The following is a 17,500-nucleotide window of genomic DNA, read 5'->3' on the forward strand; positions in this document are numbered from 1 at the left end:
TAAAACCAGAATTTTAGCTAATTACTGCACTTACTGTGGTTCAGTACATTAATAAAACATACTTTAATCGAAATATTAATAATCTAAAAACTCAAATTATTTAAAATGCACAACGGGTATAGTCTAAATTTAATCATACAAAAAAGCTCAGTTAATATTAACTGAGCTTTTTTATTATTTTTTATATTTTCTTCATAAAGAATATTATTCAATAATAATGATTTGATTAGAATTAGAAGAAACTTTATACAAAAAGTATTTGAGCATATTTTTTATTTCTTCCGTTTCTTTAATCGGAATTAAGATATTGTGAATCTTTTCTAACGTTTTTATTTGATGATGATATTCGTAATAACCATATCCTTTAAATTCTCCATTCTCAACTAAATAAAATGATTTTTCAATTCCTTTTCGTCCTTTATCAATAATCAAAAAAGTTTCGGAAGGATATTCAGTTGTTTTAATAAAACTTTGAATTCGTTCATTATAAACTTCTTTAGATTCCTCTTTTACACAAGCTCCATTGCATTTATTTACTTTATATTGGAAACAAGATTCATCAGATTTAATTCCCGCATTTACTTGTTGACAAAGATTATAATCATGAACGATTTTCTCTAAAACCTCTTTTGCACGTTCTTTAGTTTTAAATTTCAAAACAGGTTGTGTCTTTCTAACTTTCCCTATTTCTAATCTCGAATAACCACGTTTAGACTCCAAATAATACAATCCAAAAGGATAAACTTTATTCTCAACTAACTTTACGTTATACATTGGTTGATTATTCAAGACCTCGTTATTTTCTTTAATTGCAGCAAGAAAACCACTTCCAGTTTCTTCGAATTTTATAGAACGTGTATAACGTTTCAGCTTATTAGCTTTTAAAGTTTTTGATGTAAAAATTTGATTAATAGATCGTGCAATATTATTGCTTCGACAAATATAAATAAGTTGTTTTCGGCTATTGTATAAATAATAAACCCCGATAGAATTAGGTAAACCTTCAAGCAGTTTCTGATACTTAGAATGTGCTTTTTTAGGTTGTTTTAAACCTGTTTTCTTCGTGATTATTTTTTCCGAATCTTTATCTAACAATAATTTAAACAAAGAAATTGTCGCTCTTGCATCTCCAGAAGCCCTGTGTCTATCTGTCACTACAATTCCAAGCGATTCGCATAATTTTCCTAAAGAATATGAAGGTAATCCTGGAATCAATTTTTCGCTATATTCGAAAGTATCAATCCATTCTTTTTCGTAATTATATCCCAAACGATCGAACTCTTGTTTTAGCATTCTATAATCAAACATTACATTATGTCCAACTAAAATACAATCATCTGTAATCTCAACTATACGTTTTGCTACTTCGTGAAATTTAGGCGCTGTCAACACCATTTTATCTGAAATATGCGTTAACCTTTGTACATATTGATCAATCTTTTTTTCGGGATTAACTAATGATATAAACTGATCGACAATTTCTTTTCCATCATATTTATACACCGCAATCTCTATGATTGACTCTTCCCCCACTTTTCCGCCAGTCGCTTCTATATCTAAAATCGCGTACACGTGCTTATTTTTTTCCTTTTAAAAAATTAGTTAACATTTTCATTCCAAAATCCATCAATTTTCGAGTTGCAGTACGACTTACATCACGCACAACAGGATTATCTGTCCAATTTTTTTCTTTAGGAATACTTCTTGTTGAAGTTGCTTTTGGAACAGGTTTCTCTATATTTTTTTGTTGTTCTAATTTTTGTGATAAAATTTCATTTGCAGATTCACGATCAATATCTGTCGCATATTTTGTCACTAAATCTGAGTTTGAGGTAATCGTATCGATTTCATTTGAAGTCAAGATATCCATTCTCGAATTTGGCGCTCGCATATATGTATAAGCCAAAGGAGTTGGAATACCTTTTTCGTCTAAAGCAGTCACAAAAGCCTCTCCAATCCCTAATTGAGTGATTACTTCACTTGCTTTATAATAGGTAGTTGTCGGATAATTTTCGATAGCTTTTGTTATTTCTTTACGATCTTTCGCAGTAAAACCTCTTAACGCATGTTGAACTTTAAGACCTAATTGACTCAAAACTGCATCAGGAACATCTCCAGGAACTTGCGTTACAAAATATAATCCCACACCTTTTGATCGAATTAATTTTACCATTGTTTCAATTTGATTCAACAAAGCTTTCGTAGCTTCCTTAAAAATCAAATGTGCTTCATCAATAAAAATCACCAATTTCGGTTTATCAGAATCTCCAGATTCAGGGAATTGAGAATAAATTTTATTCAATAAACTCAACATAAAAGTTGAAAATAAATTAGGTTGATTTTGAATATCAATCAAACGAATAATATTTACAATTCCTTTTCCGTCTTTCGTTTTCAATAAATCCTGAACATCAAAACTTGGTTCTCCAAAAAACTTTGTTGCACCTTGCTGTTCTAATGCAACAATTTTGCGCAAAATAGCTCCCAAAGAAGCTGGCGCAATTGTTCCATAATTCGAATTTAATTCAGATTTTCCTTCATCAGAATCTGTCACATATTGCAAAACACGTCGAATATCCTCCAAATCAATCAAAGGTAAATTACGATCTTGACAATATTTGAATATAATTGAAATAATACTTTCTTGTGTTTCATTCAGTTCCAAAATTTTACTGAATAAAATTGGACCAAAATCACTTACAGTTGCACGAAGTTTTGCACCTGGTTCATCAGAAATAGACAAAAACTCGACAGGAGAAGCTTGCGGATCAAAAGGTAAATTAAGCGCCTCCATTCTTTCTTGCGCATTTTTATCTTCCGAATTTGCAGCAGCTCCAATTCCAGATAAGTCTCCTTTGATATCCATCAACAAAGTTGGAACACCTTTCAGAGAAAGTTGCTCGGCGATAATCTGCAAAGATTTTGTTTTCCCTGTTCCAGTTGCTCCACCAATCAATCCGTGACGATTCATTGTTTTTAATGCTACTGAAATTTCAACTTCTTCTACAATTTCGCCATCTAATTTGGCTTTGCCTAAAATTATTTTATCGTTTTTAAAAGAATAACGACTTTGTATCTCTTGAATAAAGCTTTCTTTCTGGTTCATTTTGATTGATTATTGAATAAATATAGAAAAAATTTATTCTGAAATTTTATATTTTACAGCTACTGGATAATGATCCGAGAATTTTTTTCGAATAACATGTGCCTCAATAGGTTTAAATAATTTAGAATGAAATAAATAATCAATTCTAATTGGAAATTTAAATCCATGAAAAGTTGTCGCATTTCCTTTTCCAACTTCTATATAAGAGTCGTGAAGATATTTTTTCAACTTCTCATATTCGTAAGAAACTGGAGTCGAATTAAGATCCGTTCCCAAAATAACTGGATGACGCGAAGATGTGATATATGGAATAATCGCTTCTAACTGTTTTTGATGTTTTTGCATTCCTTGCACCAATTTTAACTCAACTTTTCGACTCGAAATTTCGGCAGTTCGCGAATCATCAGACTGAATAATTTCTTTCACCATCGCTTTATCAATGTACATTGGCTCAAGATAAACATTAATCACACGAATCGTATCATTTCCCAAATCGATATCAGCATAAGCGGCAAGTCCATTCAATTCTTCATTATCATCAGGTGTTATTTTTTTTGTTTGAATAATAGGATATTTACTATAAATTGTCAATAAACCATAAAATTCTGAATAGTAATTTTTGAATTCTTTATTTTTTAGACTTTTCTGTTGACCTTCATACGCTTCTTGAAGCAGCATAATATCTGCCTTATTCTTAATCAAAAGTTCTTTTGTTCCTTCTTCTTTAAAACCATGTACATTATATGTCAATACAGATAAATCAGCTTTTTTATCTTTAACTTTATTGAATTGTACAATTGGATATGAAAGATAAATTGGGTAAAATAATCCGGCTGAAAGAACTAAAATTAACAAAAAGTGTCGCCAGCTAAACAGTAACCAATACAGTAAAAACATTGCTCCAAATGCAAATAATATTGGAAAACCAATCGAAATAAAGTTAAAATATGGAATTTCTGTAGGCGTAAAAATTTTATTTAAATAGACACAATAAGCCACTAACAAAAAAACGATATTAATTGTTAGTACTAAACGATTGAAATAATTTAGTTTAAACTTACTGATTATACTCATTTTACCTACCTTCTCTAAACAGAAAGTCTTTTTCTTCTTTGGACAAACTCTCGTAACCTGAACGAGAAATCTTATCTAAAATTACATCAATTTTCTTTTGTTTTTCAACTTTTTGATGATTAAAATCGTAATCATCTTTCGGAACATTTGATCGCGAAGAAGTTGAAGAAATATTTTTATATGTTTTGAAAGTTGATTTCTCTTTTTTCTTAAATAACTGCTCTATTTTGAAAATAAAGTTACCTAAAAAATCATTTCCTCTCTCAAATTGTTTCATATAAAGATAACCAAAAATAGCACCTCCCAAATGCGAAATACTTCCGCCTGCATTTTGATTAGCAATAATATTATACACATCGAATGCGATAAATACATAACCAACATACAACAATGGAAATGAAGTTGGAATCAACAACAAACGAACGGGCATTTTCGGATTATAAGAAATCATTGCAAAAAACACCGCATAAACCGCTGCCGAAGCACCAACTAATAAATGTGAATAATTGAATAAATTCTGAAACAATAAAAAGAAAATTCCACCAGCGATTCCTCCAAAAATATAGAATGTAACTAAATTTCGGTTCTGAAATTGTTGCAAAAACATTTGCCCAACGAAATACAACAAAACCATATTCATTATCAAATGAAAAAGATTGCCATGTAACCAAGAATATGTTAGGATTTGCCAAGGTCTTACAATCAAATCATCGAAAGATGACAAAGCAAACAAACCAGTTGTTGTAATCGTAGAATTTACTACCGTTCGAAGAACAAAATCAACAATTAACAATGTAAAAAACACCACAACGTTAACGTAAATTAATTTTGTTGCGCTATTTCCTGATGAATATTTTAATTTTAAATCGTCTAAGATATTATTTGCCATTTCTTAATTCCATCTATATAAATTCTTTTTCCAATGTCTTGTTAACAAGAAACCAATCAATCCACCTCCTAAATGCGCAAAATGTGCCACATTTCCGATGTTTTGATATCCCATATAAAACTCAATTAATACCATAATTGGAATAAAATATTTTGCTTTAATCGGAACAGGGAAAAAGATTAACATTAATTTTTCATCTGGATATAATACTGCGAATGCTAACAATAAACCATATATAGCTCCAGAAGCACCAACCATTGGTGTTACATAATTTGTCAAAAGTTCTGATGCAGCTTGGTTAGTTTGAATAATTGAATTGGTATGATACCCACCTTGCATATTCAATTTTGCAGCTTCATAAATTTGACTAAAACCTATTCCTTTCGCCTGAACTGCTTCTTTTAGCTGCTCTATTTGAAAGTAATTAACTGCATTAAACAATATAAAACCGCCTAAACCAGCTAACAAATAAAGCGTCAAGAATTTCTTTGGCCCAAAGGTTTGCTCTACAACAGAGCCAAACATCCACAACGCAAACATATTAAACAATATATGTGTAAAATCTGCATGCATAAACATATGCGTCAAAATTTGCCAAAATTTGAAGTTGGGGGACTCAGGATAAAAAGCACCTAAAATCACTCTCAAATCGATTTGCCTAGTCTGCATAAAAACAAAAGTCGCTAGAAAGAACAAACCGTTTATAATAAGTAAATTCTTTGTAATCGGTGGTATAGATTGTCTCATTCGTTTATTGTAATGTTTTTTTGATATCAGCCGTATTCATCTGCACAAAAATTGGGCGTCCGTATGGCGTATAATTCGGATTTGGTAGTCTTAGCAATTCTTCGACCAAAGTTTGCATTTGTTCAGATTTTAATGAAACTCCTTTTTTAACAGCCGCATTTTTTGCTAAAATTTTTGCAAACGTATTTTCTAATTCAATTGATTCTTGGTATTCTAATTCCTCGATAAAATCCATAAAAACAGACACTACATCCTCTTGTTGCACATCAACAGGAATCGCATTAATCTGTATTGCTTCTTCATCCAACGAAATATCAAAACCAAAACTCAACAATTGATGCTCTACATTGATTAATTTCTGACGATCATTTGGCGAAAGTTCCAACTCAATCGGGAAAAGCATTTGTTGTACCAAAGCACTTCCATTATTTGAATGTATAAATTTTTCGAATAATATTTTTTGATGCGCGCGATGTTGATCGATGATTAACAATTCGCCACGATATTCAACAACCAAATATTGATTCATCCATTGAATTACTTCAAAACTATCATGAAAATCTTCAGATTCAAATAATTGATGCGCATGATTATTTTCGATTTCTAACTCAACAGCATCTTTATAAAAATCCATATTCGCACGAATATCAGACGGTTTCGGCGCTCTTGTTTGTTGATGCTCGAAAGGGTTAAAACTAGAATCAACCGTAATTTCTGGCATTTTAATTTCTGTATCTTCCGTCGCAGATGGAATAAATGCCCAGTTTGGATCTTGTTCAAAATCCAACGAAGGAATTACATTAAATTGTCCCAAAGCGTGTTTTACAGCAGCTCTAAGAATAGTAAAAATCAATGCTTCATCCTCAAATTTAATTTCTGTTTTAGTTGGATGAATGTTAATATCAATTTTTGACGGATCAATTTCTAAATACAAAAAATAAGAAGGACTATACCCCGTTGGCAACAAACTCTCAAAAGCATCTACGATTGCATTATGCAAATATCCACTACGAATAAAGCGATTATTCACAAAGAAAAATTGTTCGCCACGCGATTTTTTTGCAGCATCTGGTTTCCCCACAAAACCTTTCACTTTTACAATTTCTGTATCTTCTTCAACGGATATAATTTGTGAACTTAATTTTTTTCCAAAAATTTGAGCAATACGTTGTTTCAGATTTCCGGCTTTCAAATGATAAACCTCTGCATCATTGTGATGTAAAAAGAAACTAATGTTTTCGTGCGCCATCGAAACACGTTGAAACTCATCTTGAATATGACGAAATTCAACTTGATTTGATTTTAAGAAATTACGACGAGCAGGCACATTATAGAAAAGATTTTTTACCGAAATAGACGTTCCAGCTGGACAAACAACAGGATCTTGGTTGCGAACTTCTCCGCCTTCAATCACCAATTGCGAACCAACCTCATCCTCTTCTCGACGCGTTTTCGTTTCTACCTGTGCAACCGCAGCAATCGACGCCAAAGCCTCTCCACGAAAACCTTTTGTATGAATATTATAGATATCCTCTGTCTTTCTGATTTTTGAAGTTGCGTGACGTTCAAAAGCCATTCGAACATCTGTCACACTCATTCCCGAACCATTATCAATCACTTGAATCAAGCTTCTGCCAGCATCTTTTACAATTACCTGAATAGAAGTTGCACCAGAATCCACCGCATTTTCAATCAATTCTTTTATCACAGAAGCTGGTCGTTGTACAACTTCTCCTGCGGCAATTTGATTGGCTACATGATCTGGCAGTAATTGAATAATATCGTTCATCTTTTCGTATAAATTGATTTAATTTTGACTATTTTTTTAATCAAACTTTACAAATATACAAACAAATCTCTCTTTTGACCTTATTCTCTACAAGTGAAACTTATCAACAATTGTTGATGTTTTAAGTTTTAACTTTTGAATAATAAATTCATAATTTTCAGCAATAAAAAAGGTAGACAAATGCCTCTACCTATTTTTTTATATTTCATTGATATTGTTCTAATTCATCTTTTAAGTCCCTAGCGAATTCTTCTAAACTAACGACAAAACCAGTTTTATCTGTAGGAAAAACATTTATCAATAAATTATTTTCATCAATATAATAGAAAAGAGTTTCTTCGAAATCATCTAAAGTCAATTTCAATATTTTGCAATTTTCCCAACCATCATTTTTTGTTAATTCAGCAAATTCTTTCGCTGACCAAATTGGAAATATTTTTTTATCATTAATTATAGAAATAGCATAATTACCATCAGGAAAAATCATTATATAAGCAGTTTCCCCGTCAGCAATTTTTCGAATAAAATATTGATAACGATCAAAAGGATTTAACTTTAATATATTTTCCATTTCTTTTGGATGCATGTTAATTCTCTTTCAAAACAGCTTTCATTTCATCAAATTCTTTATCAATCTCTTGATTCGGTTTTTGAGTCAATAAAGAAACGACGTAAATTGAGATAACCGAAGAAATAAATCCTGGAATCATTTCGTACCAATCTTTATAATCGTGATTGATGTAAACCCAAGACAATACTACAATTCCACCTGTTAACATTCCTGCCAAAGCTCCTTGCCAAGAAGTTTTTTGCCAAAAAAGTGAAAAAACGATTACTGGCCCAAATGCCGATCCAAATCCTGCCCAAGCATTTCCAACTAAATTTAGAATAGAATCTTTTGGCGTTAAGGATAATAAAACTGCGATAACCGCAACAATTAAAACCGATAAACGACTTGCTGTTAATAACTGTTTCGATGTTGCTTTTTTGTTCAAAAATGCTTTATAAATATCTTCTGTTAATGAACTTGATGTTACTAATAATTGTGAAGAAATTGTACTCATTACAGCTGCTAAAATTGCTGATAATAAAAATCCTCCAACTAATGGATGAAATAAAACACGTGAAAAATAAATAAAAATCGTTTCTGCTTCTGTTTTAGACCCATCAAATTTTAACATTGTTGTTTGATCAAATTTCATTAAATATGCGATACCAACTAAACCAACTAAAAGTGCTCCACCTACTGTAAAAATCATCCATGTAATTCCAATATCTTTAGCTTTCGCTAAATCTTTCGGGTTTCCAATCGCCATAAAACGTACTAAAATATGGGGCTGACCACAATATCCTAACCCCCAAGCCATCAAGGATAATATACTAACTGTTGTTGTACCTTTAAATAAATCTAAATATTTATCGCCTTTATCATTAATCAACGAAAAGGTTTCACCAACTCCACCAATTTCAGAAATTGCTACAATCGGAACAATAACCAAAGCCAAAACCATAATCGTCCCTTGTACGAAATCAGTTAAACTTACCGCTAAAAAACCACCTAAAAAAGTGTATAATACAACTACAAAACTTGTCATCCAAAGTCCAGTCATATAATCTAATCCAAAAGCAGATTCAAATAATTTGCCTCCAGAAACCATTCCAGCAGAAGTATATAATGTAAAAAATATTAAGATTAATATTGAAGAAACAATTCTTAATAAACGCGATTTATCTTTGAAACGATTTTCAAAAAATACGGGTAGTGTAATCGAATTTTGAGCGATTTCTGTATAGATTCGTAATCGTGGTGCGACAAAAATATAGTTCAAAAAACATCCTGTTGTCAATCCAATTGCAATCCAAGCACTCGACAAACCTGTAAAATACATTGCTCCAGGAACTCCCATTAACAACCAACCACTCATATCAGCAGCACCAGCAGAAAGCGCCGTTACAGCTGCTCCCATTTTCCTTCCTCCGATCAAAAAATCTTCTGAGTTACTTGTTGATTTTCGGTAAGAATAAATCCCGATTCCAATCATCAGAGCCATATATGCACCAATAGAAATGTATTCGTAAATGTTCATGTGTTTTAATTTTTGTCGAAAATATAATTTTTCATCCACAAAAATTGTACGAACTTTAAATTTCTAAACAAGAATCATGAATTTTCAACAAAATAATCTAAAATCAGCAACAAGTCCGTATTTGAAACAATACGAAAATAATCCTGTTTGGTGGCAAAGTTGGAATGACGAAGTTTTGAATCATGCAAAAAAAGTCAACAAACCTTTGCTTATTTCAATTGGATATTCGGCTTGTCATTGGTGTCACGTGATGGAACATCAATCTTTTGAAAACGATGAAGTCGCAAAAGTGATGAATGATAATTTTGTTTGCATTAAAATTGATCGTGAAGAACGTCCTGATTTAGATGCTTTATATATGAATGTTTCGCAATTAATTCATCAATCTGGAGGTTGGCCACTCAATGTTTTTGCTTTGCCAGATGGTCGTCCTTTTTATGGCGGAACTTATTTTCCGAAAGTTCAATGGATTGAACTCTTAGAAAATATCAATCATTTATATCATCAAAATCAAGCTAAAACAATGGAATACGTCAACTCTATTGCTGATGGTTTGAATAAAATGGAGGCGATCGAATTGAAATCTTCTTCAACTTTTTCAACAAATAAAATTGATGAAACATTTGAGTTTTGGCAACAACAATTTGATGATGAATGGGGAGGTTTTAATCGTGCACCAAAATTTATGTTACCAAATGCCTGGGAAACCATTTTGCGATATGGTACACAAACAAAAAATAAAAATTGTTTGATTCAAACAAAAATAACATTGGATAGAATGGCTTTTGGTGGAATTTACGACCAACTAAAAGGTGGTTTTTCGCGCTATTCAGTTGATCCATATTGGAAAGTTCCTCATTTCGAAAAAATGCTTTACGATAATGGGCAATTACTTTCGCTTTATTCAAATGCATATAAAGTTTTTGGAGAAGAAGAATATAAAACAGTTGTAGAAGAAACAATTAATTGGTTGAAAGATGAAATGCTTTCGCCTGAAAGTGTTTTTTATTCTGCTATTGATGCTGATTCTGAAGGTGAAGAAGGAAAATATTATGTTTGGAAATCGGATGAATTGAAAACAATTTTGAAAAATGATTTTGACTTATTTCAGCAATATTACAATGTTGATGAATTTGGAGAATGGGAACATGGTAATAATATTTTAATGCGATTGACAGATGACGAAGATTTTGCTACGAAGCAGAACATTAAAACAACAGAACTTCAAACCAAAATTTCTCAATGGAAAAAAATTCTTAATCCAATTCGTGAACAGCGCATAAAACCTCATCGCGACGAAAAAGTTTTAACTTCTTGGAATGCTTTAACCATAAAAAGTTTGTGTGATGCATTTATCACTTTTGAAAATGATGAATATCTTGATTTAGCAAAAAATGCAACCAATTTTATTTTAGAAAATCAATGGAATGGTGAAATTTTGTTCAGAAATTATAAAGACAACCAAACTACAATTCCCGGATTTTTGGATGATTATGCGTTAATGATTGAAGCGTTAATCAAACTTTACGAAGTCACTTCGAAAATGCATTATTTAGAAACTACTCAAACCTTAACAGAAGAAGTTTTTAATCAATTTTATAATCACAATAATAAAATGTTTGCGTATAAATCACATTACGACACGCCTTTGGTTAATGAAACATTTGAAATTTATGACAATGTTATTTCATCTTCAAATTCGGTCATGGCAAATAATTTGTTCAAATTAGGGAAGATTCTCAATCAAGAAAAATACATTGAACAAGCAAAACAAATGTTAACCAATATCGAAGAAAAAATTCACGATTATCCAACTGGTTTTGCAAATTGGATTCAGTTGTATCTAAATTTCGCTTATCCATTCAAAGAAATTGTAATCATTGGCGAAAATGCATTAGAATTCTCGAAACAAATTCAACAATGTTATGTTCCGAATGCAATTTTTGTTGCTTCAAAAACAGAGAATTTAGAAATCACTCAAAATCGATTCATTGAAAATAAAACATCTATTCATATTTGCGAAAATTATACATGTCAATTACCCGTTTATTCGGTTGAAGAGGCTTTTAGAAATTTATCATTATGAGTAAACTAAATTGGAGTGACGAAAAACTTATTTCTCGTTTAATAAACTACAAAACTGATAAATCTCGCTGGGAAACAATTCGGATTTTAAGAAGTCGCCCAAGTCAAGATTTATTTGAAAAATGTGTAGAACTTATTAATTCCAACGATCAAAATAAGAAAATTGTTGGAATTAAAATTTTAACTCAATTAGGTATTCCTCCAAGACCTTTTTTGAAAGAAACTATCAACATATTTTTTAATCTTTTAAAATCAGAAAAAAATGTTGATGTATTATTTTCAATATTTTTTGGTATCAGTCATAATAATTCTGATTTAAACAAAGAACAAATTGATCTTATTTGTTCTTTTGAAAATACTGAAAATATTTTAATAAAGAAAAGCCTTGTTGCTGCGCTTGGATTCATAGAAGATGAAAAAACTATTGATGTTTTGATTAAATTTTCGAAAGATAAAGCGAATCACATAAGAAATTGGGCTACTTTTTATATCGGTCAAAGTGATTTTGATAATGAAAATATCAGAGAAGCATTATGGAATCGTGTAAATGACAAACACCAAGAAACAAGAATGGAAGCTATCACTGGATTAGCAAAAAGAAAAGATGATCGAATTATTGAAGTCATTAAACAAGAAATTATAAAAGATGATTTTGGCTCTTTGTTATTTGAAGCTATTTTAGCAACAGAAAACAAGGATTTCATTCCTATTTTACAACAAGAACTCGATGAATCAAAAAATATAGAAACCATAAATCCTGATTGGGTAAAAGGACTTGAAGAATGTATTGATGATTTACAAAAATTATAAAAAACCATGGAAAAAACACGTTGCGCTTGGGTAAATAAAGACCAAGATTACATCGATTATCACGATAACGAATGGGGAAAACCTGTAAAAGATGATAAAATTTTATTCGAATTTTTGATTCTCGAATCTTTTCAAGCTGGATTAAGTTGGTTTACAATTCTTAAAAAAAGAGAAAATTTTAGAAAAGCTTTTGCTGATTTTAATGTAGAGAAAGTAGCCAAATTTGATGAAACTAAAATTGATGAATTGGTACAAAATGAAGGAATTATTCGTCATCGAGGAAAAATTTCGGCAGCAATTAATAATGCAAAATTATTTATAGAAATTCAGAAAGAATTTGGTTCTTTTTCCGATTTCATCTGGAAATATGTTGATGGAAAACCAATTATCAACAATTGGGATTCGATAAAAGAAGTTCCCGCAACAACCGAAATTTCGGATCAAATTGCAAAAGATTTGAAAAAACGTGGCTTCAAATTCTTTGGTTCAACCACTATTTATGCGCATATGCAGGCGACCGGAATGGTAAATGATCATACAACAGATTGTTTTTGTAAATAACAACTCAATAAAATCATCTGAAATGTGCATCTTTGCGCAAACTTAGAAAATGAAAATCGAACTAAAACATTGGATCATCCTTGGCGTTTTGGCGCTAACTTGGGGAAGCTCGTTTATTCTCATCAAGCAAGGATTGGTCGCGTACACGCCATATCAAGTTGGAGCATTAAGACTAACAATTGCAGGAGGAATTTTGGCAATTTGGGGAATTCCAAGTCTATTTAAAATTCCGAAAAATAAATTAAAATACGTTGCATTGGCTGGTTTCTGCGGAAATTTCATTCCAATGTTTTTATTTCCAATGGCGCAAACACATGTTTCGAGTTCAATGGCTGGAATTTTAGATTCTTTAGTTCCATTATTTATTTTACTTTTTGGCGCTTTATTTTTCAATATCAAAGGAACTAAAAATCAAGTTTTGGGAGCAATAATCGGATTTATTGGAGCTGTTTTATTAATTGGAGGCGATGGTTTTTCTGGCGAAAATAGTCTTTTACATTGTTTATTAATTGTATTAGCAACCGCGCTTTATGGAATGAATAGTTTAATCTTAACACGCTATCTAAACGACGTTCCATCATTTCAATTATCCTCGGCTCTATTCACAATTTGGTTATTACCTTCAATTTTCATTTTAATTATTTCAGGATTTTTTGATGTATTTGAAGGAACAGAACAACAATTAAAAAGTTTAGGTTTTGTCGCTATTTTAGGACTTTTAGGAACAGCCTTAGCGATGATATTGTTTTACAGATTAATACAATCTACAGGTTCGATGTTTGCCTCAATGGTGACTTATTTAATGCCCGTAGTTTCTGTATTTTGGGGATTTTTAGTTGGAGAAAAAATTTCGTGGATCCATTTATTTGGGTTCGGAATGATTTTATCAGGCGTTTATTTAACACAGAAAAAAGAAAAAGAAGTTGAAGTAATTTAGATTAAACATTACTTCAACAATAACTAAAAATCTCGTAAACCAAATGGTTTACGAGATTTTTTATTTTATATATTTTTTCAAATCTTTTGCTAATTCTTTTGTAAAAGCATCCGCACCTTTGTAATTCATGTGCGTTGTGTTGTAAAAGTATTTTTGATTAAAACTAATCGAATCAGTCGAATAATCTAATAACAGAAGATGATGCTTTTGTAATGTTGTTTGATAACGATTAATCACTTCTTCTCGATTCAACATATAATCTTGACCTTTATAAAATTCGGGTGCAATTGTAAAAATTAACTGAATATTTTCTTGTTCACATTTTGCAATTAATTCTTCTAACAAAGCATAATCTGAAAAGTCAAAATCAGAGTTTTTCTTTTTCATTTTTTCCCAATCAACATTCCATTTTCGGTTATATGATTTGAAACCATCATCACGAAAGAGTCCGTCTTTATGCAGTTTTTCTTTCTTCGCCCTTGCAATTTGATCTTTCCAATACGTTTGATCTCTATAACGATAAAGCGGCACAATAAAATCAACCAACTTTGTATCTTTATAATCTTTTAATGCACCATACAATTTAAAATTCCACAACATAAATGGCGCATATTGATTTGGTTGAAAAACTTCATCAATGTGTGAAAACGAAAACGTATCTAAATTCCAAACAACAATTTTCGGTTTTGGATTATGATTTAAATACAAATTGAAACGATACAATTGCATTTTAAATTTACTTCCGTTTAATCCAAAATTATGCGTTGTCAGTTTTAAATCTTGTTCTAAAATATTCGGATTAATTTGAATAAACGCCCTCGAAGAACCAAAAATAGCCAATTCAACATTCGTCGTTTTTCCTTCTCTTATTTGATTCCATTCTTGCACTTCTCCGCTAAACAAAGCCATTTTTTTGAGTTGATTCGAATAATAAACATCAACCAAAACCAATGCAATGAAAGCTGAAAATAGCGTTATGAAAAAGTATTTTAGAAATTTCATTTTCTCAACATTTCGATATGCGGAATATCGTCTTCTAAATATTCTTCCGAAACTTGCTCGAAGCCAAACGAAGAATAAAATTCTTTCAAATAAGATTGAGCAGAAATTCGGATTGAAGACGTTTTAAATTGATTTTCAATGATTTGAACCGAATTTTTCATCAATTGTTTCCCTAATCCATAACGACGAAACTTTTGATTCGAAATTACACGACCAATTGAAGGTTCGTTTTCGTATGAAGTTCCTTTCGGAACAATTCGAGAATACGCTGCAACCTCATCGCCAATCGTTGCCCAAAGATGTCCACAAACCAAATCCTTATCATCGCAATCTTGGTAAATACAATTTTGTTCAATCACAAAAACTTCGTTACGCAATTGCACTATTTTATATAGCTCTTTCGATGTTAAATCGTCAAAAGATTTATAATGCCAAATAACCTTTTCCATCTATTAATCTAATTTTGAATATTTTGCAATAATATTTTCGAACATTTTTTGAGGTAAAATATTTTTCAAGATTACCGAAAATTTCTGCATCGATTTTCCAATATAATAATGTGGTTTCAAATTCTTCTGAGCCAAAATATTTTCAATAATCGGAATCAAATCTTCTGTTGGCGTACCATCTTGCACTTCGTGATCGATATCAGCAACCATTGCATCATATCTTTTTTGATAAAATTTTGACACAAAAGTTTTCACACGACCTTCTGCAATATTGGTTTTGATATCTCCAAAATTCAACGTAGCAATTTCTACTCCTGTGTGACGATTTTCCAAACGAGCCGATTCAATCAAACGATCAATCATCGCCTTCGAAGCCGAATAATATCCTCTAAAAGGCAAACCATTGTTACTCGCAATCGACGAAACATTCAGGATATAACCGTTTTTTTGCGCGCGCATTGTAGGCAAAACTTCTTGCATTGTATAAATTGGACCATAGACGTTAACCTCCAATAATTTCTCGATATCAGCTTTCGAAGCATCTTCCACAGCGCCTAACATTCCAATTCCGGCATTGTTAATCAACACATCAATTTGGTTATTTGTTTCCGAAAAAATCTGCTGAAAACTACGTTTTACATTTTCTTTATCCGAAACATCTGTCGCAATATGTTTAAATTTTTCTTGACCTTTAGCTGTTCTTGATAAACCATAAACTTGATGTCCTTTATCGTGAAAATAATTTGCCAAAGTCAATCCTACCCCCGAAGAAGAACCTGTAATTACAATAACTTTTGATTGCATGATTCGATTAATTTAAACGCAAAACTACGTAATATCAGACAAATATTGGTAGATAAATAATTTTTTGAATGGTTACTAGAAGATTCTCTAAATTTGTGCGTTAATTATCAAAAGATTTCAATTGAATCCAAAAACTAAAAAATATATTATAACAGGAATTAAATTAACGATTAGTATTGCGTTAATCTATTATATCTTCTTTGTTAAACTACATATTTTTGATATTTTCAGTCATTACAAAAATGCGAATTGGGCGTATATTTTTATTGCTGTTATCCTTTATGTACTTTCGCAAGCATTGTCTGTTTTTCGTTTAGACTATTATTTTCGGGACATCAATCTTGATTTATCATATAAATCAAATGCACGTTTGTATTTTTTAGGAATGTTTTACAATACCTTTGTTCCAGGTGGAATTGGTGGAGATGCATACAAAGTTTATGTGTTGAATAAAAACTATAAAATCAGTCTAAAAGAAATTTCGCAAGCGGTTTTTCTTGACAAAATTATTGGACTTTGCGCAATGTTGTTAATCATCATTTTTCTAATATTTTTCTCAAATTTGACAGATTACCCTTGGATACAATATGGTTCTTTAATCTTTTCATTGGTTGGTTTTGTAGCTGTTCCATTTATTTTAGGAATCATTTTCCCTATTCATAAAAGAACTTTTTACAACTCGATGATTTATTCGATTGTATTACAATTGATACAAGTTGGTATGTTGTATTTTGTTTTGGAAGGATTGAATATTCATCCAGACAATTTCAGTATATATTTATTGATCTTTTTAGTATCAGGAATTTTATCGATTATCTCATTTAGTGGATTTGGAATAAGAGAAGCAGTGTTTATGTATGCTGCACATCGATTCAATTTTGATGAAACTTTAGCTACAAGTGCTGCATTTATTTTCTCTATCATCACCATTTCGATCTCATTTATTGGGATTATTTACCTATTTAAAGGCGTTAAAATTGAAGAAAAAAAGAAAAAGACGAATATTTCTTTTTAAAATCTAAAAAATTATTTCTTTGAAATGAAAAGAGTTAACTCCTAACATTAAATTTTATTTAATTTTTTTCATTTTAACTATTTGGATTATTCAAAAACAGCCCTATATTTGCAATCCAATTACGAAGGTCTCTTAGCTCAGTTGG

At 31.0% G+C, this 17,500-nt stretch carries 16 protein-coding genes and 1 pseudogene; 6 read left to right on the forward strand and 11 right to left on the reverse strand.

The window, feature by feature from the left end; all coding sequences use genetic code 11:
• Nucleotides 1–104: pseudogene (locus B3578_RS14370) on the forward strand (IS982 family transposase); the annotation flags it as partial.
• A gap of 100 nt (nucleotides 105–204) precedes the next feature.
• Here B3578_RS14370 and B3578_RS03995 read toward each other — a convergent pair.
• From B3578_RS03995 to putP, 8 genes are all read right to left on the reverse strand, one after another.
• Nucleotides 205–1,572 carry an exonuclease domain-containing protein gene (locus tag B3578_RS03995; protein ID WP_280045288.1) on the reverse strand — a complete coding sequence of 456 codons (1,368 nt, stop codon included), beginning with the start codon at nucleotides 1,570–1,572 and terminating at the stop codon, nucleotides 205–207.
• Between the two features lie 4 nt (nucleotides 1,573–1,576).
• Nucleotides 1,577–3,106 carry a helicase HerA-like domain-containing protein gene (locus tag B3578_RS04000; RefSeq protein ID WP_125348700.1) on the reverse strand — a complete coding sequence of 510 codons (1,530 nt, stop codon included), beginning with the start codon at nucleotides 3,104–3,106 and terminating at the stop codon, nucleotides 1,577–1,579.
• A gap of 33 nt (nucleotides 3,107–3,139) precedes the next feature.
• Nucleotides 3,140–4,180 (reverse strand): endonuclease/exonuclease/phosphatase family protein, encoded by a 1,041-nt coding sequence (locus B3578_RS04005; RefSeq protein ID WP_260509536.1) that lies wholly within the window; start codon nucleotides 4,178–4,180, stop codon nucleotides 3,140–3,142.
• A gap of 1 nt (nucleotide 4,181) precedes the next feature.
• A complete protein-coding gene (locus tag B3578_RS04010) occupies nucleotides 4,182–5,069 on the reverse strand; it encodes a rhomboid family intramembrane serine protease (RefSeq protein ID WP_221854224.1) in 888 nt (295 codons plus the stop codon).
• Between the two features lie 3 nt (nucleotides 5,070–5,072).
• A complete protein-coding gene (locus B3578_RS04015; protein WP_291047094.1) occupies nucleotides 5,073–5,738 on the reverse strand; it encodes a rhomboid family intramembrane serine protease in 666 nt (221 codons plus the stop codon).
• Between the two features lie 82 nt (nucleotides 5,739–5,820).
• Nucleotides 5,821–7,605, reverse strand: coding sequence for a DNA mismatch repair endonuclease MutL (gene mutL, locus B3578_RS04020; RefSeq protein WP_221854222.1), 1,785 nt, complete (start codon nucleotides 7,603–7,605; stop codon nucleotides 5,821–5,823).
• A 205-nt stretch (nucleotides 7,606–7,810) separates the two neighbouring features.
• Nucleotides 7,811–8,176 carry a DUF2750 domain-containing protein gene (locus B3578_RS04025; protein ID WP_291047095.1) on the reverse strand — a complete coding sequence of 122 codons (366 nt, stop codon included), beginning with the start codon at nucleotides 8,174–8,176 and terminating at the stop codon, nucleotides 7,811–7,813.
• Between the two features lie 16 nt (nucleotides 8,177–8,192).
• The gene (gene putP / locus B3578_RS04030) at nucleotides 8,193–9,692 is read right to left on the reverse strand and encodes a sodium/proline symporter PutP (protein ID WP_291047096.1); all 1,500 of its coding nucleotides are present in this window, start codon (nucleotides 9,690–9,692) and stop codon (nucleotides 8,193–8,195) included.
• Nucleotides 9,693–9,768: 76 nt separating this feature from the next.
• Between putP and B3578_RS04035 the strand changes: the two genes are divergently transcribed.
• The 4 genes from B3578_RS04035 to B3578_RS04050 are packed head-to-tail and all read left to right on the forward strand — an operon-like array spanning nucleotide 9,769 to nucleotide 14,085.
• On the forward strand, nucleotides 9,769–11,778 hold the full coding sequence (locus tag B3578_RS04035; RefSeq protein ID WP_291047097.1) for a thioredoxin domain-containing protein: 2,010 nt from the start codon (nucleotides 9,769–9,771) through the stop codon (nucleotides 11,776–11,778).
• Nucleotides 11,775–12,587 carry a hypothetical protein gene (locus B3578_RS04040; protein WP_038331939.1) on the forward strand — a complete coding sequence of 271 codons (813 nt, stop codon included), beginning with the start codon at nucleotides 11,775–11,777 and terminating at the stop codon, nucleotides 12,585–12,587. Before B3578_RS04035 ends, B3578_RS04040 begins: the two co-directional genes overlap by 4 nt.
• A 6-nt stretch (nucleotides 12,588–12,593) precedes the next feature.
• Nucleotides 12,594–13,148 (forward strand): DNA-3-methyladenine glycosylase I, encoded by a 555-nt coding sequence (locus B3578_RS04045; RefSeq protein WP_280062849.1) that lies wholly within the window; start codon nucleotides 12,594–12,596, stop codon nucleotides 13,146–13,148.
• A 49-nt stretch (nucleotides 13,149–13,197) separates the two neighbouring features.
• Nucleotides 13,198–14,085, forward strand: a complete 888-nt coding sequence (locus tag B3578_RS04050; protein ID WP_280035998.1) for a DMT family transporter — start codon at nucleotides 13,198–13,200, stop codon at nucleotides 14,083–14,085.
• 60 nt (nucleotides 14,086–14,145) lie between these two features.
• Here B3578_RS04050 and B3578_RS04055 read toward each other — a convergent pair whose 3' ends face one another.
• The 3 genes from B3578_RS04055 to B3578_RS04065 are packed head-to-tail and all read right to left on the reverse strand — an operon-like array spanning nucleotide 14,146 to nucleotide 16,340.
• The gene (locus B3578_RS04055; RefSeq protein ID WP_291047098.1) at nucleotides 14,146–15,087 is read right to left on the reverse strand and encodes a hypothetical protein; all 942 of its coding nucleotides are present in this window, start codon (nucleotides 15,085–15,087) and stop codon (nucleotides 14,146–14,148) included.
• Complete coding sequence (locus B3578_RS04060; RefSeq protein WP_286494699.1) at nucleotides 15,084–15,536, reverse strand: GNAT family N-acetyltransferase; 453 nt, start codon at nucleotides 15,534–15,536, stop codon at nucleotides 15,084–15,086. Before B3578_RS04060 ends, B3578_RS04055 begins: the two co-directional genes overlap by 4 nt.
• A 3-nt stretch (nucleotides 15,537–15,539) precedes the next feature.
• Nucleotides 15,540–16,340 carry an SDR family NAD(P)-dependent oxidoreductase gene (locus tag B3578_RS04065; RefSeq protein ID WP_125348676.1) on the reverse strand — a complete coding sequence of 267 codons (801 nt, stop codon included), beginning with the start codon at nucleotides 16,338–16,340 and terminating at the stop codon, nucleotides 15,540–15,542.
• Between the two features lie 121 nt (nucleotides 16,341–16,461).
• Here B3578_RS04065 and B3578_RS04070 point away from each other — a divergent pair, with 121 nt between their 5' ends.
• Nucleotides 16,462–17,355 carry a lysylphosphatidylglycerol synthase transmembrane domain-containing protein gene (locus B3578_RS04070; protein WP_286494700.1) on the forward strand — a complete coding sequence of 298 codons (894 nt, stop codon included), beginning with the start codon at nucleotides 16,462–16,464 and terminating at the stop codon, nucleotides 17,353–17,355.
• The last annotated feature ends 145 nt before the right edge of the window (nucleotides 17,356–17,500 follow it).

The sequence above is a fragment of the Empedobacter sp. UBA1574 genome (assembly GCF_002322895.1).
Taxonomy (GTDB): Bacteria; Bacteroidota; Bacteroidia; order Flavobacteriales; family Weeksellaceae; genus Empedobacter; species Empedobacter falsenii_B.

Excerpts from the sequence above, each read along its gene's own strand:
- B3578_RS04045 (WP_280062849.1), top strand. The coding sequence starts at position 12,594 with ATGGAAAAAACACGTTGCGCTTGGGTAAATAAAGACCAAGATTACATC.
- B3578_RS04000 (WP_125348700.1), bottom strand. The coding sequence starts at position 3,106 with ATGAACCAGAAAGAAAGCTTTATTCAAGAGATACAAAGTCGTTATTCT.
- putP (WP_291047096.1), bottom strand. The coding sequence starts at position 9,692 with ATGAACATTTACGAATACATTTCTATTGGTGCATATATGGCTCTGATG.
- B3578_RS04060 (WP_286494699.1), bottom strand. The coding sequence starts at position 15,536 with ATGGAAAAGGTTATTTGGCATTATAAATCTTTTGACGATTTAACATCG.
- B3578_RS04065 (WP_125348676.1), bottom strand. The coding sequence starts at position 16,340 with ATGCAATCAAAAGTTATTGTAATTACAGGTTCTTCTTCGGGGGTAGGA.
- B3578_RS04010 (WP_221854224.1), bottom strand. The coding sequence starts at position 5,069 with ATGGCAAATAATATCTTAGACGATTTAAAATTAAAATATTCATCAGGA.
- B3578_RS04005 (WP_260509536.1), bottom strand. The coding sequence starts at position 4,180 with ATGAGTATAATCAGTAAGTTTAAACTAAATTATTTCAATCGTTTAGTA.
- B3578_RS04050 (WP_280035998.1), top strand. The coding sequence starts at position 13,198 with ATGAAAATCGAACTAAAACATTGGATCATCCTTGGCGTTTTGGCGCTA.
- B3578_RS04035 (WP_291047097.1), top strand. The coding sequence starts at position 9,769 with ATGAATTTTCAACAAAATAATCTAAAATCAGCAACAAGTCCGTATTTG.
- B3578_RS04040 (WP_038331939.1), top strand. The coding sequence starts at position 11,775 with ATGAGTAAACTAAATTGGAGTGACGAAAAACTTATTTCTCGTTTAATA.
- mutL (WP_221854222.1), bottom strand. The coding sequence starts at position 7,605 with ATGAACGATATTATTCAATTACTGCCAGATCATGTAGCCAATCAAATT.
- B3578_RS04025 (WP_291047095.1), bottom strand. The coding sequence starts at position 8,176 with ATGGAAAATATATTAAAGTTAAATCCTTTTGATCGTTATCAATATTTT.
- B3578_RS04055 (WP_291047098.1), bottom strand. The coding sequence starts at position 15,087 with ATGAAATTTCTAAAATACTTTTTCATAACGCTATTTTCAGCTTTCATT.
- B3578_RS04015 (WP_291047094.1), bottom strand. The coding sequence starts at position 5,738 with ATGCAGACTAGGCAAATCGATTTGAGAGTGATTTTAGGTGCTTTTTAT.